Origin of the sequence: Caballeronia sp. PC1 (genome assembly GCF_021353155.1) — a bacterium.
Classification (GTDB): domain Bacteria; phylum Pseudomonadota; class Gammaproteobacteria; order Burkholderiales; family Burkholderiaceae; genus Caballeronia; species Caballeronia cordobensis.
Genome location: NZ_JAJUBH010000003.1, coordinates 764,466 through 787,868 on the forward strand (window position 1 = coordinate 764,466; position 23,403 = coordinate 787,868).

Annotated in this window: 20 protein-coding genes; 13 read left to right on the top strand and 7 right to left on the bottom strand. The window is 64.2% G+C overall.

What is annotated here, in order from left to right; translation table 11 throughout:
• From LY284_RS28205 to LY284_RS28265, 13 genes are all read left to right on the top strand, one after another.
• A complete protein-coding gene (locus LY284_RS28205) occupies positions 1-1,353 on the top strand; it encodes an MFS transporter (RefSeq protein ID WP_233389484.1) in 1,353 nt (450 codons plus the stop codon).
• 191 nt (positions 1,354-1,544) lie between these two features.
• Positions 1,545-3,287 (top strand): iron ABC transporter permease, encoded by a 1,743-nt coding sequence (locus tag LY284_RS28210; protein WP_233389485.1) that lies wholly within the window; start codon positions 1,545-1,547, stop codon positions 3,285-3,287.
• 22 nt (positions 3,288-3,309) lie between these two features.
• Entirely contained in the window at positions 3,310-4,422 is a 1,113-nt protein-coding gene (locus tag LY284_RS28215) for an ABC transporter ATP-binding protein (protein WP_233389487.1), read from the top strand.
• Between the two features lie 138 nt (positions 4,423-4,560).
• Positions 4,561-5,811, top strand: coding sequence for a nitrate/nitrite transporter (locus tag LY284_RS28220; RefSeq protein ID WP_233389490.1), 1,251 nt, complete (start codon positions 4,561-4,563; stop codon positions 5,809-5,811).
• Positions 5,812-5,813: 2 nt separating this feature from the next.
• Positions 5,814-7,208, top strand: coding sequence for a NarK family nitrate/nitrite MFS transporter (locus LY284_RS28225; RefSeq protein WP_233389492.1), 1,395 nt, complete (start codon positions 5,814-5,816; stop codon positions 7,206-7,208).
• A 143-nt stretch (positions 7,209-7,351) separates the two neighbouring features.
• Positions 7,352-11,068 carry a nitrate reductase subunit alpha gene (locus tag LY284_RS28230; RefSeq protein WP_233389493.1) on the top strand — a complete coding sequence of 1,239 codons (3,717 nt, stop codon included), beginning with the start codon at positions 7,352-7,354 and terminating at the stop codon, positions 11,066-11,068.
• Positions 11,065-12,618 carry a nitrate reductase subunit beta gene (gene narH / locus LY284_RS28235; protein ID WP_233389495.1) on the top strand — a complete coding sequence of 518 codons (1,554 nt, stop codon included), beginning with the start codon at positions 11,065-11,067 and terminating at the stop codon, positions 12,616-12,618. Before LY284_RS28230 ends, narH begins: the two co-directional genes overlap by 4 nt.
• 14 nt (positions 12,619-12,632) lie before the next feature.
• The gene (gene narJ, locus LY284_RS28240; protein ID WP_233389498.1) at positions 12,633-13,307 is read left to right on the top strand and encodes a nitrate reductase molybdenum cofactor assembly chaperone; all 675 of its coding nucleotides are present in this window, start codon (positions 12,633-12,635) and stop codon (positions 13,305-13,307) included.
• Complete coding sequence (gene narI, locus LY284_RS28245; RefSeq protein ID WP_077161206.1) at positions 13,304-13,987, top strand: respiratory nitrate reductase subunit gamma; 684 nt, start codon at positions 13,304-13,306, stop codon at positions 13,985-13,987. The genes narJ and narI overlap by 4 nt, the downstream gene beginning before the upstream one ends.
• Before the next feature lie 15 nt (positions 13,988-14,002).
• Entirely contained in the window at positions 14,003-15,853 is a 1,851-nt protein-coding gene (locus LY284_RS28250) for a type IV pili methyl-accepting chemotaxis transducer N-terminal domain-containing protein (RefSeq protein ID WP_233389500.1), read from the top strand.
• 43 nt (positions 15,854-15,896) lie between these two features.
• Complete coding sequence (locus LY284_RS28255) at positions 15,897-16,559, top strand: response regulator transcription factor (protein ID WP_014252807.1); 663 nt, start codon at positions 15,897-15,899, stop codon at positions 16,557-16,559.
• A 75-nt stretch (positions 16,560-16,634) separates the two neighbouring features.
• Positions 16,635-17,810, top strand: coding sequence for a nitronate monooxygenase family protein (locus LY284_RS28260; RefSeq protein WP_233391047.1), 1,176 nt, complete (start codon positions 16,635-16,637; stop codon positions 17,808-17,810).
• Positions 17,811-17,935: 125 nt separating this feature from the next.
• Positions 17,936-18,157: a DUF3079 domain-containing protein gene (locus LY284_RS28265; protein ID WP_233389502.1), complete on the top strand. Its 222-nt coding sequence runs from the start codon at positions 17,936-17,938 to the stop codon at positions 18,155-18,157.
• 9 nt (positions 18,158-18,166) lie between these two features.
• On the opposite strand, the gene LY284_RS28270 is transcribed toward LY284_RS28265, so the two are convergent.
• From LY284_RS28270 to ccmC, 7 genes are read right to left on the bottom strand one after another with little or no spacing between them, the layout of a single operon-like run.
• The gene (locus LY284_RS28270) at positions 18,167-19,219 is read right to left on the bottom strand and encodes a tetratricopeptide repeat protein (RefSeq protein ID WP_233389504.1); all 1,053 of its coding nucleotides are present in this window, start codon (positions 19,217-19,219) and stop codon (positions 18,167-18,169) included.
• Positions 19,216-19,599: a cytochrome c-type biogenesis protein gene (locus tag LY284_RS28275; protein ID WP_052485893.1), complete on the bottom strand. Its 384-nt coding sequence runs from the start codon at positions 19,597-19,599 to the stop codon at positions 19,216-19,218. The genes LY284_RS28270 and LY284_RS28275 overlap by 4 nt, the downstream gene beginning before the upstream one ends.
• On the bottom strand, positions 19,592-20,131 hold the full coding sequence (locus LY284_RS28280) for a DsbE family thiol:disulfide interchange protein (RefSeq protein ID WP_233389506.1): 540 nt from the start codon (positions 20,129-20,131) through the stop codon (positions 19,592-19,594). The genes LY284_RS28275 and LY284_RS28280 overlap by 8 nt, the downstream gene beginning before the upstream one ends.
• The gene (locus tag LY284_RS28285; protein ID WP_233389508.1) at positions 20,128-22,083 is read right to left on the bottom strand and encodes a heme lyase CcmF/NrfE family subunit; all 1,956 of its coding nucleotides are present in this window, start codon (positions 22,081-22,083) and stop codon (positions 20,128-20,130) included. Before LY284_RS28285 ends, LY284_RS28280 begins: the two co-directional genes overlap by 4 nt.
• Positions 22,080-22,541 (bottom strand): cytochrome c maturation protein CcmE, encoded by a 462-nt coding sequence (gene ccmE / locus LY284_RS28290; protein ID WP_233389510.1) that lies wholly within the window; start codon positions 22,539-22,541, stop codon positions 22,080-22,082. The genes LY284_RS28285 and ccmE overlap by 4 nt, the downstream gene beginning before the upstream one ends.
• Positions 22,538-22,666: a hypothetical protein gene (locus tag LY284_RS38825; protein ID WP_255724936.1), complete on the bottom strand. Its 129-nt coding sequence runs from the start codon at positions 22,664-22,666 to the stop codon at positions 22,538-22,540. The genes ccmE and LY284_RS38825 overlap by 4 nt, the downstream gene beginning before the upstream one ends.
• Entirely contained in the window at positions 22,663-23,403 is a 741-nt protein-coding gene (ccmC, locus tag LY284_RS28295) for a heme ABC transporter permease CcmC (RefSeq protein WP_233389512.1), read from the bottom strand. The genes LY284_RS38825 and ccmC overlap by 4 nt, the downstream gene beginning before the upstream one ends.

A 23,403-nucleotide genomic window follows, 5' to 3' on the forward strand; every position in this document is an offset into this window, starting at 1 on the left:
GTGGCATCCCCAAGCATCGACGTTTCAGAACTCATCGAGCGGCAGCGCATCAACGGACGGCAATATCTCATCGTGCTGCTGTGCGCGCTGCTCATGTTCCTCGACGGCTTCGACACACAAGCGGTCAGTTATATCGTGCCGGTGCTCGCGAAGACCTGGCACTTGCCGCGCGAGATTCTCGGCTCGATCTTCTCGGCGGCGCTCGTCGGCCTGATGGTCGGCTATCTGGCGATATCGCCGATGTCCGGCCGCTTCGGCCATAAGCGCATGATGGTGTTCAGCACCGTGTTCTTCGCGATCTTCACGCTTCTCACCGTGTTCGCGACGAACGTGACCCAGCTGATCGGCCTGCGTTTTCTGACGGGCATCGGCTTGGGCGCCGCGGCGCCGAGCGCGGTCGCGCTGACCTGCGAATTCGCGCCGAAGCGCGTGCGTTCGACCTTCGTGCTGCTCGTGTATTGCGGCTTCTCGCTGGGCTTCGTGGTGGCGGGCTTCACATCCGGCGCGCTGCTTCCGGCATTCGGCTGGCAATCGCTGATGCTGGCGGGCGCGATCGCACCGCTTCTGCTCGCGCTGCCGCTTGCGCTTCTGCTGCCCGAATCGCTCGCGTATCTCAGGAAACATCCGCACGGCGATGACCGCATCCGTGCACTTGTGTTGAAGGTGTTTCCGGCCGCGCACATTGCGCCGGGCAGCCGCTTCGTTCTCGAAGACGAGCAGGAGTCGCGCGCGAGCGTCGCGGCGCTGTTTCGCGGCCGCACGTCCGTCGGCACGCTGCTGCTGTGGGGCGTGTTCTTCCTGAATCTCGCCGAGTTCTACTTCCTGCAAAGCTGGCTGCCGACGATGCTCACCGGTCTCGCCTATCCCGCCGCGACGGTCGTCTGGGTGACGGCGTTGCCGACGATCGCGGGCGTGATATCGGCCGTGCCGCTCGGACTCGCGATGGATCGCGTCGGCCCCTACGTCACGCTGACGGTGATGTATGTCGCCGGATGCCTCTTCATGTTCATGGTTGCCTCGACGTTTGCCGCGCCCGTGTGGCTGCTCATGGTCGCGGTGTTCTGCGCGGGCTTTTGCATCAGCGGCGGGCAGAAGAGCGTGATCGCGCTCGCGGCGATCTACTATCCGTCGAATCTGCGTTCGACCGGCGTGGGCTGGGCGCTCGGCATCGGGCGGCTGGGCGGGATCGCCGGGCCGCTGATCGTCGGCGTGATGTATTCCGCGCACTGGACGCCCGCCGAGGTGTTTCGCATTGCCGCGTTGCCGGTGCTCGTGGCGGGGTTCGCGGTGTTTTTGATGGGGCGGTTGTCGGGGGCGCATGAATCGGTCACAGGGGCGCGCGTGACGAGTTGAACGCTCGGCTTCCGACTTCAAAGACGCGGTGCGGCCTCCCAGCCCGCCGCGTTTTTTATTCCACTTGACAGAACGCCCGCCGTGCCAGCGGCTCCTCAGTACTTTCCGCAGGTTTATTTGCTTAGATACCTAAGCTTATGATGCGCTTCATCCGATGAGAGTCAGTCGATCACTTCGAGGAGGAGCCGCGCTTGGAACAGACATTCGATGCGATGAAGGCAGCCCTGTCGCGTTCCACGCGGCTCGACGCGAAGTGGCTCGTGATCGGTGGCGCGGTGATCGTCGTGGGCGTGCTGGCGCTGATCCCGCTCGTGTTTCTCTTCTGGCAAAGCTTCTTCACGCCGCAAGTTGCCGATAACCCCGCGGTCTTCACCTTCGGCAACTACAAGCTCGCCTACGGCAGCCCCGAAACGCTGCGCACGCTCTTCAACTCGCTCAAGTTCGCGCTCGGCGCGTCGTGCGTGTCGTTCTCGATCGGCACCATGCTCGCATGGATCATCGAGCGCACCAACACGCCGTTGCGCAAGTTCTTCTACGCGATCACCATCGTGCCGCTGATCGTGCCGAGCATCCTCTTCACGATTGCATGGATCTTTCTCGCGAGTCCGAAGATCGGCGTGCTGAACGTGGCGCTCGGTTCGCTCTTCGGCGTGACACGGCCCGTCTTCAACATCTACAGCATGAGCGGCATGATCTGGGTCGACGGTCTGCATTATTCGACGATGGCCTTTCTCCTCATGTCCGCCGCCTTTCGCGGCATGGACCCTTCGCTTGAGGAATCGTCGCTGATGAGCGGCGCGGGCGTCGCGCGGACCATGTGGCGCATCACGCTGCGCCTCGCGTTTCCGGCCATCGTCTCGACGCTGCTGATTCTCTTCGTGCGCGCGCTCGAATCGTTCGAAGTGCCCGCGCTGATCGGCTTGCCGGTGAAGCTGCAGGTGTTCACGTCATCGATTTACGAGGCGATCGAACAGTATCCGAGCCAGATCGGTCTCGCATCGTCGTATTCGATGCTGCTGCTCATCATCACGTCCGTCGGGCTGTATCTGCAATCGCGCGTGTCGTCCGGCGGCGGCAAGTATTCGACGATGAGCGGCAAAGGCTTTCGCCCGCGCGTGGTGGATATCGGCAAGTGGCGTTATCTGACCGTCGGCGTGTTCGTCGTCTACTTTCTGCTGATCGTCGCGTTGCCGTTTGCCGTGCTGCTGTGGTCGTCGCTGCAGAAGTATTACCGCACGCCGTCGCTCTCGGCGCTGCATCATCTTTCGTTCGACGCGTACCGCTACATCCTGCATCTGCCCACCTTGCGTCATGCCGTGATCAACAGCCTCGCGCTCTCGTTCGGCTGCGCGACGGCCGTCATGCTGCTGTCCGCGGTGATTTGCTGGATCGTCGTCAAGACGAAGCTGCCGGGCCGCTGGCTGCTCGACAACCTCGCGTCGCTGCCGCTGGTGTTTCCGGGGCTCGTGCTCGGCCTGTCGTTCATGATCGTGTCGCTGAAGGTGGATATCGGCATCTACGGCACGCTATGGATTCTGCTGACCGCCTACATCACGCGTTTCATGCCCTACGGCATGCGCTATACGACGACATCGATGGTGCAGATCCACAAGGAGCTCGAAGAGTCCGCCGCGATGAGTTGCGCAAGCTGGAGCGCGACGTTCTTTCGCATCGTGCTGCCGCTTCTCAAGCCCGGTCTGCTCGCGGGCTGGATCTACGTGATGATCGTGTCGATCCGCGAACTGTCGAGCTCGATCCTGCTGTATAGCCCCGGCTCGGAGACGGTGTCCATCGTGATCTGGGAGTTGTGGCAGAACGGGCAATACGTGGAATTGTCGGCACTGTCGGTGATGCTCGTGCTGGCGCTGCTCGCGCTCGTCATGCTGCTGCAATGGATCGGCGGAAAGTTCGGCGTGAAAGCGAACCACGCCTGAAAAGAACACATCGGAGACGAACGTGCTGAACGTACAAGGCCTCAACACCGAATATGTCGATGGCAACAACGTGCGCGTGCGCGCCGCCCGCGACGTTTCGTTCGATGTCCCCGAGGGCAAGCTCTTCACGCTGCTCGGGCCGAGCGGCTGCGGCAAGACGACGACGCTGCGCTCCATCGCGGGCCTCGAACGGCCTGTCGGCGGGTCGATCTCGGTGAACGGCGTGACCGTGTTTTCCGCGCGCGAGGACACCTTCGTGCCGCCGAACCGGCGCAAGTTCGGCATGGTGTTTCAGTCTTACGCGATCTGGCCGCACATGACGGTCTTTCGCAACGCGAGTTTTCCGCTTGAAGTCGGCGAAAAGAAATATTCGAAGCGCGAGATCGAAGATAAGGTGATGCGCGTGCTGACGGCCGTCGGCCTAGATCACGTCGCGGACCGCGACGCCACGCGCATGTCCGGCGGCCAGCAGCAACGCCTCGCGCTCGCGCGCGCGCTCGTGATGGAGCCGAAGCTTCTGCTGCTCGACGAACCGCTCTCGAACCTCGATGCAAAGCTGCGCGACAAGATGCGGTTCGAGCTGAAGCGCATGCAGCGCGAACTGCGCATCACGACGATCTACGTGACGCACGATCAGGAGGAAGCGCTCGCGCTGTCGCACGAAATCGCCGTGATGAAAGACGGGCAGATCGTGCAGAAAGCGGCGCCGCGCGCGATCTACGACTTGCCGAACTGCAAGTTCGTCGCGGACTTCGTGGGCACGACCAATTTCATCGACGGCCGCGTGCGCGACTGCCATGACGAGGACGGCAACGTGCTGATCGAATCCGCCCTCGGCACGATCGCGGTGGCGAACGCGGTCTCGTGCCGCCCCGGCGACGCAGCCGTGATCTCCGTGCGCCCGGAAAACGTGATGGTGCACGAGACGCTCGATGGCGTGAGCGCGCGCAACGTCTACACCGGCACGGTCGCGGCGAAAGTGTTCCTCGGCGAGACGCTCGATTTCCAGATTCGCGTCGGCGAACAGATCGTGCTGGCGCGCGTGCATCCGTCGCACAAGACGCCGGTCGGCGAGACGATTCACTTTTCGATCGATCCGGGAAGTTGTATCGCATTGTCATCGCAGAAGGACTGAAGAGGCAGACGCCTCATCCAGCCGGACTACGCCGCAATGACTAGCGGCAAATCAACGCTGCATCCGTCCGGCGAATAGGCGTTTCGCGCGGCGCTCCGTACCCTTGTCGAGCAAGCTACACACGACAAGGAACGGACGATGAGCGTCGTCAACACACCCGCCACTACCTCGGTCTCCGCCGACGCGCGCGCATGGCGCGTGCTCGGCGCGAGCACCTTCGCCTTCACCATCTGCTTCGCCGTATGGATGATGTTCGCCATCCTCGGCATTCCTCTCAAGAAGCAGCTCCATCTCACCGATACCGAATTCGGCCTCATCGCCGCGATGCCCGTCCTGACGGGCTCGCTCGCGCGCGTGCCGCTCGGCATCTGGACCGACCGCCTGGGCGGCCGCGCCGTGTTCTTCTTCACGATGGCCGTGACCATCGTGCCGATCTGGCTGATCAGCTACGCCACCGAGTTGTGGCAATTCCTCGTGCTCGGGCTGTTCGTCGGCGTCGCGGGCGCGTCGTTTTCGGTGGGCACGCCGTATGTCGCGCGCTGGTTTCCGAAGTCCCGTCAGGGTCTCGCCATGGGCATTTTCGGCGCGGGCAATTCGGGCGCCGCGCTGACCAAATTCGTCGCGCCGGTGCTGATTCTTACGGCGGGCACGTGGACCATCGTGCCGAAGGTCTATTCCGTTGCGATGCTCGTCACCGCGCTCCTGTTCTGGCTCTTTTCCGCTTCCGACCCGGCGCACCGGAGCGCCGGCACGCAGCGTTTCGGCGCGCAGATGGCCGTGCTCAAAGACCGGCGGGTGTTGCGTTACGCGCAGTACTACTCGGTCGTGTTCGGCGGTTATGTCGGTCTCGCGTTGTGGATGCCGCAGTACTACGTGAATCAATACGGCTTCGGCATCGAACAGGCCGCGTTCCTCGCCGCGTGCTTTTCGCTGCCCGGCGGCGTGCTGCGCGCGTTCGGCGGGTGGATGTCGGACCGCTTCGGCGCGTATCGCACGACATGGATCGTCATGTGGGTCGCGCTCGCGTGCTTCTTCCTGCTGAGCTACCCCGTGACCGATTTCGTGGTCCACGCGAAAGACGGCCCGGTCACGTTCCACATCGCCATGGGACCGCTCGGCTACACCGCGCTGATGTTCGTCGTCGGCGTGGCAATGGCGGTCGGCAAGGCGTCGGTCTTCAAGTTCGTATCGGATGAATTCGCGTCGAACATCGGCGCGGTTTCGGGCGTCGTCGGCCTCGCTGGCGGGCTTGCGGGTTTCCTTTTGCCGATTCTCTTTGGACTGCTCGTCGACCTGACCGGCGTGCGCACCACCTGTTTCATGCTGATGTTCGGCGCGACCGCGGTCAGCCTGATCTGCATGCACTTCACATTTCAATCGAAAGCGTAATCATGTCAACACCATCACGTTACTTGCTCACCAAATGGGAGCCGGAAAACGCGGCGTTCTGGCGCGCGAGCGGCCAGTCGGTCGCCCGCCGCAATCTCTGGATCTCGATTCCCGCGCTGGCGCTCGCGTTCACGGTGTGGTCGCTTTGGAGCGTCGTCGTAGTCAGTCTCGATAAAGGTGGCTTCCATTTCACGAAAGACCAGTTGTTCTGGCTGACCGCGCTGCCCGCGCTCTCGGGCGCGACCTTGCGCATTTTCTATTCGTTCCTCGTGCCGATCTTCGGCGGACGGCGATTCACCGCGCTGTCCACCGCGAGCCTGCTGATTCCGGCAATCGGCATGGGGATCGCGTTGCGCGACCCCTCGACTACCTATCCGACGCTGCTCGTGCTCGCGTTGCTGTGCGGTCTGGGCGGCGCGAACTTCAGTTCGTCGATGGCCAACATCAGCTTCTTCTTCCCGAAAGCGGAGAAGGGCTTCGCGACCGGCATGAACGCCGGCATCGGCAACCTCGGCGTGTCCGTCGTGCAGTTCGTCACGCCGCTCGTGATCTCGGCGGGCGTGTTCGGCGCGCTCGCGGGCGAGGGGCAGTCGTACACCGTCAACAGCGTCGAGCACAGCATCTGGCTGCAGAACGCGGGCTTCATCTGGGTGCCGTTCATCGCCGTCGCGTCGCTCGCGGCGTGGTTCGGCATGAACGACATCGCCGACGCGAAGGCATCGTTCGCCGAGCAGGCCGTCATCTTCAGGCGCAAGCACAACTGGCTCATGTGCCTGCTGTATATCGGCACGTTCGGCTCGTTCATCGGTTTTTCGGCCGGTCTCGCGCTGCTGACGAAGGCGGAATTTCCGTCCGTGAATCCGACCGCCTACGCATTCCTCGGGCCGCTCGCGGGCGCACTCACGCGTCCGGTCGGCGGCTGGATCTCGGACCGTCTCGGCGGCGCGCGCGTGACGCTGTTCACCTTCATCGCGATGATCGCAGCCGTGTTCGGCGTGATGGCGTCTTTGCCGCACGACGGCGCAGGCGGCAGCTTCGGCGGCTTCCTCGCGATGTTCATCGCCTTGTTCGCGCTGACGGGCATCGGCAACGGATCGACGTTCCGCATGATCCCGGTGATCTTCCTCACGCAGAAGCAGCGCGAATCCGCAAACCAGTCCGATGCGGCGAAAAAGCAGGCGCAGCACGATGCGGGCAAGGAATCGGCGGCGGTGCTGGGTTTCGCCGGTGCGATCGGCGCGTATGGCGGCTTCTTCATCCCGCGCGGGTTCGGCACCTCGATGAGCATGACCGGATCGCCCGACGCCGCGCTCTGGTGCTTCATCGGCTTCTACGCCGTGTGCGCGGTGGTCACCTGGGTCTGCTATGCGCGTCGCAACGCGGACATGCCGTGCTGAACTAGTTCGAAAGGACTAAGCGAAGTAATCCGCATGACGCGCAACGAGCGCTCCTTTCGGGGAATGGGCGCGTGGTCATCGCGCCCCTACACTCGAATCAACGTATTCATGGCGGCTCGCGGCCGCCTCGCCCGGAGAAACGGATGAGTCACTTTCTGGATCGGCTGAAGTTCATGTCGCGCATCAAGTCCACGTTCTCGAATGGACATGGCGCGGTCGTGAACGAAGACCGCAAATGGGAAAACGGCTATCGCAGCCGATGGCAGCACGACAAGATCGTGCGCTCCACGCACGGCGTGAACTGCACGGGCTCCTGCTCATGGAAGGTCTATGTCAAGAATGGCCTGATCACGTGGGAGACGCAGCAGACGGACTATCCGCGCACGCGTCCCGATCTGCCGAATCACGAACCGCGCGGCTGTCCGCGTGGCGCGTCGTATAGCTGGTATGTGTATTCCGCGCAGCGCGTGAAGCACCCCATGATTCGCGGACGTCTCATCGAGATGTGGCGCGAGGCGCGCAAGACGCTCGACCCGGTCGCGGCGTGGGCGTCGATCTGTGAAGACCCCGTCAAGGCGAAGCGCTACAAGAGCGTGCGTGGCCTTGGCGGTTTCGTGCGCGCGGACTGGGACACGGCAAGCGAGATCATCGCGGCGGCGAATGCGTACACCGTCGGCAAGTACGGGCCCGACCGCGTGATCGGCTTCTCGCCGATCCCCGCCATGTCGATGGTGTCCTACGCCGCCGGGGCGCGCTATCTGAGCCTGATCGGTGGCGCGTGCCTGTCGTTCTACGACTGGTATTGCGACCTTCCGCCCGCGTCGCCCCAGGTCTGGGGCGAGCAGACGGACGTGCCCGAATCCGCGGACTGGTACAACTCCACGTATCTGATGGTGTGGGGTTCCAACGTGCCGCAAACGCGCACGCCGGACGCGCACTTCTACACGGAAGTGCGCTACAAGGGCACGAAGACGGTCGCGGTCTCGTCCGATTACGGCGAGATGGTGAAGTTCGGCGACATCTGGCTCGCGCCGAAGCAAGGCACCGACGCCGCGCTCGCCATGGCGATGGGTCATGTCGTGCTGAAGGAGTTCCACGCAAGCGGCAAGTCAGCGTACTTCCGCGATTACGTGAAGCGCTATACCGACATGCCGATGTTGGTCGTGTTGCGCGAGAACCCGAATGGCGACGGCACGCTCGTGCCCGACCATTTCCTGCGCGCATCGCAATTGCAGAACGATCTCGACGAAGCGAACAATCCGCAATGGAAGACGCTCGTCATTGACGAGACGAGCGGCAAGATCGTCGCGCCGAACGGCACAATCGGCTTTCGCTGGGGCGAGGTGAACCATGACGGCGGCGCGAAGGTCGGCCGCTGGAACCTCGAGCAGAAGGATGGCGGCTCGGGCCGCGATATCGATCCGCGTCTGACGCAGATCGGCTCGCACGACGAAGTGGCGGAAGTGAGCTTCCCGTACTTCGGCGCGGAGCACGACGCGCTGCTCGCGCGCCGCGTGCCGGTCAAGCGCATCACGCTGGCGGACGGCACGAGCGCGTGCGTCGCGACCGTATATGACTTGCAGATGGCGAACTATGGCGTCGATCGGGGTCTCGGCGGCGCGAACGTCGCATCGTCCTACGATGACGACATGCCCTATACGCCCGCATGGCAGGAAAAGCACACCACCGTGCCGCGCCATCTCGTCATCCAGGTGGCGCGCGAATTCGCGGACAACGCGGATCGCACGCAGGGCAAGAGCATGGTGATCGTCGGCGCGGCGCTGAATCACTGGTATCACAACGACATGATCTATCGCGGCATCATCAATTTGTTGATGATGTGCGGCTGCATCGGCAAGAGCGGCGGAGGCTGGGCGCACTATGTCGGTCAGGAAAAACTACGTCCGCAGTTTGGCTGGGCGCCGCTCGCGTTCGCGCTCGACTGGTCGCGCCCGCCCCGCCAGATGAACGGCACGTCGTTCTTCTATAACCACACGAGCCAATGGCGTCACGAAAAAGTCGCGCTCGATGAAATTCTCGGGCCCACGGCCGACAAGTCGCGCTACGAACGTCTCTCGATGCTCGACATGAACGCGAAGTCCGAGCGCATGGGCTGGCTGCCTTCGGCGCCGCAACTGGGCGCGAATCCGCTCGATATCGTCGATGCCGCGAAGCGCGCGGGCCGCGATCCGATCGAATACACGGTCGATCAACTGAAGTCCGGCGCGCTGAACTTCGCGTGCGACGACCCGGACAATCCCGTCAATTTCCCGCGCAACATGTTCGTGTGGCGCTCGAATATTCTCGGCAGTTCCGGCAAGGGTCACGAGTACTTCCTGAAGTATCTGCTCGGCACGCAGAATGCGCTTTTCGGCGACGAAGCCGACGCGATCAAGCCGTCCGAAGTGAACGTGCGCGAAGCCGCGGAAGGCAAGCTCGATCTCCTGACCGTGCTCGATTTCCGCATGAGCACGACATGCCTCTACGGCGACATCGTATTGCCGAGCGCGACGTTCTACGAGAAGAACGATCTCAACACGTCGGACATGCATCCGTTCATCCATCCGTTGTCGGAAGCGGTGCAGCCGTTGTGGGAAAGCAAGAGCGACTGGGAAATCTACAAGGCGATCGCGAAGAAGTTCGCGGAAATCGGCGGAAAGCATCTGGGCACGCGCACGGATCTCGTCTGCGCGCCGCTCATGCACGACACGCCAGGCGAACTCGGCCAGGCGTTCGAGCCGAAGGACTGGCGTCATGGCGAATGCGACCTGATCCCCGGCAAGACCGCGCCGTCGATGACGCTCGTCGAGCGCGACTACAACGCGATCTACGACAAGTTCACGTCGGTCGGACCGTTGCTCGCGAAGCTCGGCAATGGCGGCAAGGGCATCAACTGGAACACGGCGCATGAAGTGGACGAACTCGCGTCGCTGTCCGGCGAGAGCAAGGGCCGGCCGCGTCTCGATACCGCCATCGACGCCGCCGAGATGATCCTCACCTTCGCGCCCGAGACGAACGGCCATGTCGCCGTGAAGGCCTGGGAAGCGCTTTCGAAGATCACGGGACGCGATCACTCGCATCTCGCGCTTGGCCGCGAGCACGACAAGATCCGCTTTCGCGACGTGCAGGCGCAACCGCGCAAGATCATTTCCGCACCGACATGGTCGGGACTCGAATCGGAGGAAGTCAGCTACAACGCAGGCTACACGAACGTGCACGAGTTGATTCCCTGGCGCACGCTCACCGGGCGGCAGCAGTTCTATCAGGATCACCGCTGGATGCTGGACTTCGGCGAGGGTTCGTGCGTCTACAAGCCCGCAATCGACACGAAGACCGTTTCGCCGATGCTCGGCGCGAAGCCCAACGGCGAGCATGAACTCGTTTTGAACTGGATCACCCCGCACCAGAAGTGGGGCATCCATTCCACCTACACGGACAACCTGCGCATGCTCACGCTGTCGCGCGGCGGCCCGCACGTGTGGGTGTCGGAATCGGAAGCGAAAGAGGCCGGCCTCGCGGACAACGACTGGGTCGAGGTCTTCAACGTGAACGGCACGCTGACCGCGCGCGTCGTCGTGAGTCAGCGCGTGCCGCGCGGCATGTGTCTCATGTATCACGCGCAGGAGAAGATCATCAACGTGCCGGGCGCGGAGACGAGCGGCATGCGCGGCGGCATCCACAATTCGGTCACGCGCACGGTGCTCAAACCCACGCACATGATCGGCGGATACGCGCAACAGGCCTATGGCTTCAATTACTACGGCACCGTGGGCAGCAATCGAGATGAATACGTCATCGTGCGCAAGATGAAGAAAATCGACTGGCTCGAAGGCCCGCTCAAGGAAGGAGCAGCATCATGAAGATCCGCGCCCAGGTGGCGATGGTCCTGAATCTGGACAAATGCATCGGCTGCCATACCTGCTCGGTGACATGCAAGAACGTGTGGACGTCGCGCGACGGCGTCGAGTACGCGTGGTTCAACAACGTCGAGACGAAGCCGGGCATCGGCTATCCGAAACAGTGGGAGAACCAGGAGAAGTGGAACGGCGGCTGGATTCGCAAGAGCGACGGGCGCATCGAGCTGCGTCAGGGGCCGAAGCTGAAAGTGCTCGCGAACCTGTTCGCGAACCCGAATTTGCCGGGCATCGACGATTACTACGAGCCGTTCACTTACGACTACGCTCGCCTCCAGAACGCGCCGCTTTCGGAAACGCCGCCCACCGCGCGACCGGTTTCGGCGATCACCGGCAAGAAGATGGACAAGATCCATTGGGGGCCGAACTGGGAAGACGACCTGGGCGGCGAATTCGCATCGCGCGGCCGTGACGCGCGCTTCGAGAACGTGCAGAAGGAGATGTACTCGACCTTCGAGAACACGTTCATGATGTATCTGCCGCGCCTGTGCGAACACTGCCTGAATCCGGCGTGCGTCGCGTCGTGCCCCTCGGGTTCCGTGTACAAGCGCGAGGACGACGGCATCGTGCTCGTCGATCAGGACAAGTGCCGCGGCTGGCGCATGTGTGTGTCCGGTTGCCCGTACAAGAAGATGTACTTCAACTGGAAGTCGGGCAAGGCGGAAAAGTGCGTGTTCTGCTATCCGCGTATCGAAGCGGGCGAGCCGACCGTTTGCTCGGAAACGTGCGTGGGCCGCATCCGTTATCTCGGCGTGATGCTGTACGACGCGGACCGCATTGCCGAAGCGGCGTCGGTCGAGGCGACCACCGATCTTTATCAGTCACAGCTCGATCTGTTTCTGGACCCCCATGATCCGCAGGTCCAGGCCGAAGCGCTGCGTCAGGGCATCACGCAAAGCTGGCTCGACGCGGCAAAGCGTTCGCCGGTTTATCGCATGGCGTGCGAATGGAAGGTCGCGTTTCCGCTGCATCCCGAATATCGCACGTTGCCGATGGTCTGGTACGTGCCGCCGCTCTCGCCGATTCAATCGGCGGCGGACGCGGGGCATATGGGCATGAACGGCGTGATCCCCGATGTGAAGAGCCTGCGCATTCCGATGCGTTATCTCGCGAACCTCCTTACGGCGGGCGATGAAGCGCCGATCGTCGCCGCGCTCGATCGCATGCTCGCGATGCGCGCCTACAAGCGCGCGCAGAACGTGAACCGCGTGAACGACGAAGCGGTGTTGAACGACGTCGGTCTCACCGCATCGCAAGTGGAAGAGATGTACCAGTTGATGGCGATCGCCAACTACGAAGACCGCTTTGTCGTGCCTTCGTCGCACAAGGAAATGGTGCAGGACAGCTTCGACGAAAAGGGCAGTTGCGGTTTCTCGTTCGGCAACTGCGGCTCGCCCGGCGAGTCGGAGGGATCGCTCTTCGGGTCGAGGACCCACGGCGAGGTGAGTTACGCGGCGTTGCCGAAGTCGCGCAAGAACGCCTTGTCGGAAAGTTGATCGAGGAACGAACGATGTCGCTTTATTCCATTCTTTCCGCGCTGCTCGATTATCCCGAGCCCGCGCTGCTGGACGCGCTGCCGGAGATCGGAACCGCGTTGCATGACTGGCCGCAGGCGCAAAAGCGCCTTGCGCCGCTCGTTGCGTCGCTGAAGCGTCCGCTGATCGACTCGCAACTGACCTACGTGTCGACCTTCGACCGCAATCCGTCGCATTCGCTGCATCTTTTCGAGCACGTTCACGGCGAAAGCCGCGACCGCGGCCAGGCGATGGTCGATCTGCTCGACGAGTATCGCGGTCTTGGGCTCGATATCGAGACGAACGAGTTGCCGGACTATGTGCCGCTCTTTCTCGAAGTCCTCGGCGCGATCGATCCTGACCGTGCGCAAGCCTTGCTGAACGACGCCATTCACGTGCTCGACGCGATCGGCGAGCGTCTCGCGCGCGACGAAAGCCCGTATGCAGCCGTGTTCGCGGTCTTGCGCGAGCTCGCCACCGTTAAGCCGCGCCCGCTGGTGCAACCGCCCGTGCGAGACATGGACGAGATGCTCGAAACCTTCGGGCCGGGGCCGGACGGCGTCGAGCCCTTGCTCGCGCCGCACATGCGGCAGGACACGCAGACCATTCGCTTTCATCCGCGCGACGCATCGCGCGGCGCGGGCGCACCCATCGCAAAGGACGCACGATGAACATGTTCAACTCCTTCCTGTTCGGCATCTATCCGTACATCGCCGCGAGTATCTTCCTGTTCGGCAGCCTCGTGCGCTTCGAACGTGAGCAGTACACCTGGAAGGCCGACAGCACGCAGCTCATCGACCGTGGCAATCTCAGGCTCGGCAATATCCTGTTTCACATCGGGATTCTCGGGCTGTTCTTCGGTCATCTCGTCGGCTTGCTGACGCCGGTCGCCGTGTGGGACGCGCTCGGCGTCGAGCACAGCGTCAAACAGGCGCTGGCGATGATCGCGGGCGGCATCATGGGCGCGATGTGTCTCGCGGGTCTTCTGATCCTGCTGCATCGCCGCCTGACGAGCGCGCGGCTCTCCGCCGTGACGAAAATGGGCGACCGCGTACTGCTGGTCTGGATCCTCATCACGCTGCTGCTCGGCTTGTCGACCATCGGCCTCTCGGCCGGTCATATGGATGGCGCGATGATGGTGAGCCTCATGACCTGGGCGCAACACATCGTTACGTTCCGCGCCGATGCGGCCACTTATGTCGCAGATGCGCCGCTGCTCTTCCGTGTACATTTGTTCATGGGCATGAGTCTTTTCGTCATCTTCCCGTTCACGCGGCTGGTACATGTCTGGAGTGGCTTCGCTTCGCTCGGATATCTCACGCGGGCGTGGCAACTGGTCCGCAGCCGCTGATTTCGAAGATCGAACATGTCCCTGCCGTCGTATCGAGAACGTCTAACCACACGCATCGTCACGCTGTCGGTGGTGTCGCTCGTTCTCGTTCTCGCGATGATCGGCGGGACGCTCTGGCTGTCGTGGCAACTGCAAGGCGCAGGCGCGGCCATCAACGATGCGGGGAGCCTGCGCATGCGCGCGCACGCGGTTGCGCTCGCGCTCATCAAGCGGCAGGACATGCCGGGATCGGCACTGCAATCGCAGATCGATCAGATGAACGCGACAATCGACCGCTTGCGCCGGGGCGACCCCGCGCGCCCGCTATTTCTCCCCGACGACGCCAACGTGCGCAGCCAGTTCGACAAGGTCGCGAATGAGTGGCACGCGCGACTCGAACCGGATGCGCAAAAGGGCGTTGCAGCGGCCGATCCGAAAGCCGTGTCGGGTTATGTGGACGCTTTGCCGGGTTTCGTCGCCGGGGCGGACGAGCTGGTCGTGCTCATTGAGGAGGAAAACGCGCGCAAGACCGGCTGGCTGCGCACGTCGCAGATGGCCTTGGGCGCAATGGCGTGTATCGGAACGCTGGCTATCGTGTATCTGCTCTTTCTGTGGATCGTCGTGCCGGTGCAGCGCTTGCAGGACGGCCTCAAGCGCATCCGGCGGCGTCAGTTCGACACGCGCCTGCAGGTCATGACGCACGACGAGTTCGGGCACCTGACGGCGGGCTTCAACCGTATGGCCGCCGAGCTTCAGACGCTGTACAGCCATCTCGAAGGCTGCGTCGAAGCGAAGACGGCCGAGCTTGCCGCGCAGAACCGCGAGCTTACGGCGCTCTATCAGATGGCGGCTTTTCTCAATCAGCCGAATGACGTCGATGCGCTATGCCAGGGCTTTCTCGCACGTCTCACGCGTCAATTCGACGCGGACGCCGCGGCGGTGCGTCTTGCCACGGAGGACGGCCAGATACGGTTGATCGAATCGGAAGGATTGCCCGCCGCGCTGCTTCAGGACGAGCGCTGCTTTGCCGCCACTGACTGCGCCTGCGACGAGCGGCCCTGCGAGCGCGTGGGCTTCGCGGCCGTAGCCGCGTTCGATATTGTCTCGCAAGGGGAGAAGCTGGGTACGTTCTCGCTGCACTTCAGGGAGAAACGCGCCATTCCCGCGTCGGAGGCGCAGTTGCTCGACACGCTCGGCGGGCATTTCGGCACGGCGCTCAAGAGCAGGCGGCTCGCGGCGCTGGCGCGGCAACTCGCCGTCTCGGAGGAGCGCAACCTCGTGGCGCAAGGCTTGCATGACAGCATCGCGCAGAGTCTCAATTTTCTGAAGATGCAAGTGCATCTCCTCGATGGCGCGACGCGCGAGGACCGCATGGATGAGGTGCGCGAGATCGTGCCCCTGCTGGCGGGCGGCGTGGCCGAGAGTTATGACGACGTTCGTGAACTACTCATCAACTTCCGCACGAGACTTGGCACTGGCGAATTCAGGCGTGCGGTGGACGAGTCGATCGAACGTTTCACCGTTCAGTCAGGCGTCGCGCCCCGCGTCGACTACCGTGACGAAGGCGGGCTGCCTTTGTCGCCGGATCAGCAATTGCAGGTGCTGTTCATTTTGCAGGAAGCGCTCTCGAACATTCGAAAGCACGCCGAGGCGCAGTGCGTTCACGTGACGATTGTCAATGGACGTGATTTCAGCCTCCTTGTTGAGGACGACGGACAAGGCTACGATCCAGATGAAATGGCCGCACTCGGCGAGACGCACGTAGGCTTGCATATCATGCGAGAGCGCGCGCAACGTCTGGGCGCCTCGCTTCGGCTGACGGGAACACCCGGAGGCGGCGCACGTGTCGAGCTCGTCTTGCCGGCCCCGGCGCGCCAGGCCGCCTGAAAATGGTCCGTGGCGCGCGTTTCACGCTGCTTCGAGTTGTGTCATGACCATCCGCATTCTGTTGATCGACGATCACGCGCTGTTTCGCTCCGGCGTGCACGCCCTTTTGCAACGGCAGTCCGATTTCGAAGTCGTCGGCGAAGCAGCCGATGGGCTCGAAGGCCTCAAGCGCGCGAAGCAATTTCGCCCGGACGTCATTCTGCTGGACCTCAACATGCCGGGGCTTTCGGGGCTAGAGACCTTGAAGCTGCTCGTGCAGGACGTACCGCAAACCGTGGTCGTCATGCTGACGGTTTCCGAGGATCTCGACGAACTTTCTCTCGCGCTGCGCGAAGGCGCATGCGGCTATCTGCTGAAAAGCATCGAGGCGGAGACGCTCGCAAGCGCAATCCGCAAGGCGGCGGCAGGCCATCCGGTCATTGCCGACGACATGACCGCGAAGCTTGTCATGAGCATGCGCACGCCGAAGCCCGCACCGGCTCCGGCCCCCGCAGCCGATCCGCTCACGACGCGCGAGCGCGACATCATGCGCGAACTGGCGCATGGCGCAAGCAACAAGGAAATCGCACGTTCGCTGATGCTCGCGGAGAGCACGGTGAAGATCCACGTGCGCAACATCCTGCGCAAGCTCAATCTCACGAGCCGCGTGCAGGTCGCGATTTACGCGGTCGGTCATGACACGGCCAGGACGACGGAAACCGCGTAAGCGACCCGCGTCAGGCACCGAAGCGCACATCACATCGAGCAGTTCAACATGAATTCACACCAAACCGAATCGCACATGAAGCCTCACGATCATCCCTTCACGCCGCTCACGATTCGTGGGCGCAGCCTGCTGCCGATCGTGCAGGGCGGCATGGGCGTCGGCATTTCGGCGCATCGGCTCGCGGGCAGCGTGGCGCGGGAAGGCGCGGTCGGCACGATCGCGAGCATCGACTTGCGTCATCATCATGACGATCTGCTCGAGATGTGCCGCGAAGACCATACGCGCGCGACGCTCGAACGCGCCAACCTGATCGCGCTCAGCCGTGAAATCGCGGCGGCGCGCAAGTTGTCGGAAGGGCGCGGCATGATCGCCGTCAACGTGATGAAAGCGGTGAGCGCGCATGCGGATTACGTGCGCGTCGCGTGCGAGGAAGGCGCGGACGCCATCGTGATGGGCGCGGGCCTGCCGCTCGATTTGCCCGATCTCACGCAAGGCCACGATATCGCGCTCGTCCCCATTCTCTCCGACAGCCGCGGCGTCACGCTCGTGCTCAAGAAGTGGATGAAGAAAGGCCGCTTGCCCGACGCCATCGTGATCGAACATCCCGCGCATGCGGGCGGCCATCTCGGCGTCAACGACGTCGCGGACATGCACAATGAACGCTTCGGTTTCGAGCGCGTGCTGGCGGAACTGGATGCGTCGTTCGAATCGCTTGGACTGAAGCGCTCGGACGTGCCGGTGATCGTCGCGGGCGGCATCAACAGCCACGAAGCGGTGCGCACATGGCTCGCGGCGGGCGCGAACGGCGTGCAGATCGGCACGCCGTTCGCCGTCACCGAAGAGGGCGACGCGCATCCCAACTTCAAGCGCGTGCTCGTCGAGGCAACGCCGGACGATATCGTCGAATTCATCAGCGTGACGGGCCTGCCCGCGCGCGCCGTCAAAACGCCGTGGCTCATGCGCTATTTGCGCAACGAAGAACGCATCCGCACGAAGATCGGCGCGCGCAAGCAGACGTGCCCGTCTGCGCTCGAATGTCTGAGCGCGTGCGGCTTGCGCGACGGCATTGAGAAATTCGGCCATTTCTGCATCGACACGCGGCTGGCCGCGACACTGCGCGGCGATGTCGGCAATGGCCTGTTTTTCCGCGGACGCGAGAAGCTGCCGTTCGGCGCGGCAATCCGCAGTGTGCGCGATCTGATCGAATTGCTGCTGACGGGCGCGACGAAGGCCGTGCCGTCGGGCTGTTGAAAAATGCGAAATGGTCTGCTTCGCCGCGTGCGCCCTCGGATCGCCGGGTTCCTATTGGCGGAAGCCAGCGCCGGCTCTAATCTCGATGCCGATGTCTCGCACGCCGCAATCGAAGGAGTCTCGCCATGTCGAAGCGCTTTCCGCTGAACCCCACGCATCCCGAACGCAATTGCTGGGGTTGCGATCACTACTGTTCGACCGACGCCATGCGCTGCGGCAACGGCTCCAGCCGCACGCAGCATCCCGCCGAGCTGCTCGGCGAAGACTGGTATGAACAAGGCGACTGGGATCTCGACATCGCCGAGAATGCGAAGTCGGTTCAGCCCTGCGCGGGCAAGCCGCGCTAGGCGAAGTATTCAGCGGACGACATCAGAAATCGTCACGTCGATGACGCCCGCGTCTTTAGACGACACCAGTCCGCTCGATCCTGTGAAATCGCCCGCAGCGGGCCGTGCCTGACCCGAGGCCGACACGCGCGCATCGACACTGATGCGCGAAAAATCGGAGAGACGGCGGTTCGGCGTCATCGCCATCGAATCGTCCAGGCGCACGGTCGCGGGCAACTGGCTCGCGCTCAGGCGCTGCACCGCGAGCGGCATGCGCGAGCCGTCGTCCGCGAGCGCGTAGACGAAGAGCGTATCCGTCGGGCGAACGCGCTTTTCCAGCGCCGCACTCAAGTGCACGCGGACTTCGAGCGAAGCCGCCTTTGAATCGACCATTGAAGCCGCGCTTCCCTTCGCCGCGAGCGCGCGCGTCTCATCGATATTCTTTTGCGCCTGCTCTGCGATCTGCGGCGCGAGATCCGGCACCTTGCTCAAGCGGTCCCAGAACTGGATCGCGCTCGCGTAATCGCGACGGTCGAATGCGGCCGATGCCGCCAGCGCGAGCGCCTTCGGCTCCTGCGCATCGAGCGCGAGCGCCGCGCCGATCACATTCAGCGCCGCGTCGTTGAGCCCGCCGCCGTTGGCGCTCGCCAAGGCATCGGCGTAATCGGCGAGCAACTCGGCGTCGCGCGGATTCAGCGCGACGGCGCGGCGGTACGCCTCGGCGGCATCGCCCGGACGGTCGAGCACCACGTAGGAGCGCGCGAGCATCGCCCAGCCGGCCGCGTCGTCGGGGCTGTCGCGTAGCCGCGCGGCGAGGCGGCTGACCGCAGCTTCCATCGAAGCGGGCGCGTCGGCATGTTCGCCGGATACTGCGAGCGGCGCGGTCTGGATCGCGAGCGCGGCCGGATCGCCGATACGCATGTAGAGCATGAGCGCCGACGCCGGAATCAGCGCGATCATCAGTCCAGCCAACGCCGCGTGCGCTTGTCCACGCTCGTGCGCAAACGTCAGCAAGAGCGGTGTCACGACGCAGGCCAGCGCGCCGAGCAGCATCACGGCAATGATCAGCCAGAACGCGATCATCGGTGCATGCTCCTGTGTTTGCGGGCACGGCGGATATGCAGCGCCATCGCCAGCGCGCCCGCCGCGAGCACGGCGAACGGCCCGAACCACAGCGCCCATGTGACGGGCTTCACCGGCGGCCGATACAGCACGAAGTCGCCATACCGCCGCACCATGTAGGCCTGAATCTGCTCGTCGCTCGCGCCTTGCCCGACCTGCTCGCGAATGCGCGCGCGCAGATCGGCGGCGAGGTCGGCGTTCGAATCGGCGAGACTCTGGTTCTGGCACACCACACAGCGAAAGCGCTCCGCGAGATGGCGCGCGCGTTCGTCGTCGGGCGATGCCTGGGCGTGGGCGCACGCCATGCACGCGAGAAGGATCCACGCGTATCGGCTAGTCACGCGCCGTCTCCTTTTGCAGCTTGCCGACGAGCGGCAGAATCACGCGCTCCAGCGACGCCGTCGTGAGCGGCCCCGCCTGCCGGTATCGCACGACGCCCGAGCGGTCGATCACGAACGTTTCCGGCACGCCGTACACGCCATAGTCGATGCCCGTGCGCCCGTCGCGATCGACAAACGACGTCACGTAAGGATTGCCCGCGATCTCCAGCCATTGCAGCGCGGGTTCGCGCTCGTCCCGGTAGTTCAGGCCGTAGACCGGCGCCGCGCCGCTCGCCGCGAAGTTCATCAGCACGGGGTGCTCGTCGCGGCACGCCTCGCACCACGACGCCCACACGTTCAATATCCACACCTGACCGCGCAGCGCGTCGGACGACATCGTGCGGCCGGCGGCGTCGAGACGCGGCAGATCGAACGCGGGCGCGGGCTTGCCGATGAGCGCCGAAGGCAGCCGGCGCGGATCGTGCCGCAATCCGGCCCCGAGCAGCGCGACGAGCACCCCCAACACGGCGAGCGGAATGAGAAAGCGCTTCATCGTCCGGTCTCTGCGATGGGTTCCGCAGCAACCGTCGTCACGCGCGGCTGCGTCGCTTTGATACGCGCGTAACGCCGGTCCGCCGCGGCGAGCAGCCCGCCCAGCGCCATCAAAATACAGCCGCCCCAGATCCAGCGCACGAACGGCTTGATCTGGATGCGCACGGTCCATGCGTTCGCGCCCGCCGGCTGATCCAGCGCGACGTAGAGATCGCGCAGCACGCCGCGGTCGATCGCCGCTTCCGTCGTCGGCATGTTCGAGACGAGGAACTCGCGCTTTTCGGGATTGAGCGTCGCGATGGCGCGTCCGTCGCGCGTGACGGTGATCGTCGCCCGCGTCGCGCGATAGTTCGGGCCGTCGATCGCGCGCACGTCGTCGAGACGGAAGCGATAGCCGCCCGCATCCACGCTGCCGCCGGGCACGATCCGCGCATCGCGCTCGACGGGAAAGCCCTTCACCATCGTCACCCCGACGATGAACACCCCGACGCCCGCATGCGCGAGCCACATGCCGAGCGTCGCGAGCCGCACGCGCTGTCTCGCCCTCACGACGCGCTCGAACACGCTCGTCGCGATGGTCGCGAAGGTCCATGCGGCGAGCAGAAAGCCGAGGCTCACGAGCGGGCGCGACACGCCGGGCAGGAACGCGCTCGCCACGCTCACGAGCGCGGCCCAGCGCAGACGCACGGCGATTTCCGGCAGACGCGCGGCTTTCCAGCGCGCAAGCGGGCCGACGCCCATCAGGAAGATGGCGGGCGTCATCAGCGGGACGAACACGCTGTCGAAGTACGGCGCGCCGACCGAAATCTTGTCGAGATCGAGCGCGTCGAGCGCCATCGGATAGAGGGTGCCGAGCATGACCGAAGCGGCCGCGACGAGCATCAGCAGATTGTTCGACAAGAGCAGCGCCTCGCGCGATACCGGCTCGAAGCCCACCGCCGACGCCGCACGCGGCGCGCGCCACGCGAGCAGCGCGAGGCCACCGCCCGAGAACAGCGCGAGCAGCGCGAGAATGAAGACGCCGCGCGTGGGATCGGATGCGAAACCGTGCACCGATGTCACGACGCCCGAGCGCACGAGAAACGTGCCGAGCAGCGACAGCGAAAACGCGCAGATCGCGAGCAGCGCGCTCCATGCGCGGAACGCGCCGCGCTTCGCCGTCGCCGCGAGCGAGTGAATCAGCGCCGTGCCGACGAGCCACGGCATGAACGACGCATTCTCGACCGGGTCCCAGAACCACCATCCGCCCCAGCCGAGTTCGTAGTACGCCCACGCGCTGCCGAGCATGATGCCGAGCGTCAGGAAGATCCACGCGGCGAGCGTCCATGCCCGCGACGCGCGCGCCCACGCGGCGTCGAGCCTGCCTTCGAGCAGCGCGGCGATCGCGAACGCGAACGCCACCGAAAAGCCGACATAGCCCATGTACAGCAACGGCGGATGGATCACCATGCCGGGGTCTTGCAGCAGCGGGTTGAGATCGCGCCCGTTCATCGCGGGCGGCATGATGCGCGTGAACGGATTCGACGTCAGCAGCATGAAAAGCAGAAAGCCCGCATTGATCCAGCTCATCACGCCGAGCACGCGCGCGGCGAAGGGCAATGGCAGGCGTCGGCCGAATCCCGCGACGGCGATCATCCACAGCGTCAGCAGCAGCGCCCAGAGCAGCAGCGAGCCTTCGTGCCCGCCCCAGACGGCTGTGAAGCGATAAATCGCCGGCAGCGCCGAGTTCGAGTTGCCGACGACGTAGACGACGGAAAAATCGTCGCCGAGAAACGACGCCGCGAGACACGCGAACGCGATCGCCACGAATACGAATTGCCCACACGCGGCGGGCGCGGCGACGCGCATCCAGCGCTCGACGGAAAGGCGCGCGCCGAGCATCGGCACGACGCCCGCCACGAGTGCGAGCAGCATCGCGAGAATCAGCGCGAAATGGCCGATTTCCGGAATCATCGGCGCGACCCCGCGTTCGCGTTCGCATCCGTCGATGCGCGCACTTCGTGCAGCGCGCGTTCGAGCTGCGGCGGCGTGTACTTTTCGTCGTGCTTCGCGAGCACTTCGTCGGCGTGAAAGCGTCCGTCCGCGTCGAGCCTGCCTTGCGCGACGACGCCGCTGCCTTCGCGGAACAGGTCGGGCAGCGCGCCCGTGTAGGTGACGGGAACCGACGCCCGCGCGTCGGCGACGACGAAGCGCACCGTGCGGCCGTCGCTATCGCGCACGAGCGAGCCGCGTTCGACGAGCCCGCCGAGCCGGAAGCGCTGCGTGCGCGTCGCTTCCTGTGTCGCGATCTGGCTCGGGCTCACGAAGAACATGACGTTGGCGCGAAACGCGTTGAGCACGAACGCGCACGCGAGCCCCGCGCTCGCCATGCCCAGCGCGACGAAGGCGAAGCGGCGATGGCGCGCCTTCATCGGCGCATCTCCGGCTCGCGCAGCGCGCGATATACGAGCCACGCTTCGGCGGCCATCAGCAGGAACGTGATCGCGAGCGCGGCGGCGAGGATCGGATTGGCGGCGAGCATCGACAGGACGTTCATGCGGCACGCTCCTCGATCCGCGATGGACGTTCGTTAGTCGAGACGCGTTGCGCCGCGCGCAGGATGACGCGCACGCGCGCCAGCGACACCGCGATCGCGTAACACCAGAAGCCGGCCGTCATCACAAGGATGCCGCATGCCATCGAGGTGGTCATCGACACGCCACTGCCGAAACCGAGCGACGGCCCCTGATGCAGCGTGTACCACCATTGCACGGAAAAATAGATGATCGGAATATTCACGACGCCGATCAGCGCGAGCATCGAGCACGCGCGATCGGCGCGGCGCGTGCCGTCGATCGCGGCATGCAGCGCGAGAAAACCGACATACAGGAAGAACAGGATCAGCTCGGAAGTCAGGCGCGCGTCCCAGACCCACCACGTGCCCCATGTCGGCTTGCCCCACAGCGCGCCGGAGACGAGCGCGATCGCCGTGAAGAGCGCGCCGGTCGGGGCGAGCGCGCGGGCCATCATCGCGGAGAGGCGGGTGTTCATCGCGAGATGCAGCGCGCAGTACGCGGCCATCACGAGGTAGATGAACATCGACATCCACGCCGCCGGGACGTGCACGAACATGATGCGGTAGATGTCGCGTTGCAGCGCATCGGCGGGCGCGATGGCGAGACCGATCACCAGCCCCGCCACGATGAACGCCACGGATGCGAGCGCGAACCCCGGCGTCGCGCGCGCGGCGAAGCGCTCGAAACGGTGCGGGGAGGCGAAGCGGAACCAGTTCAT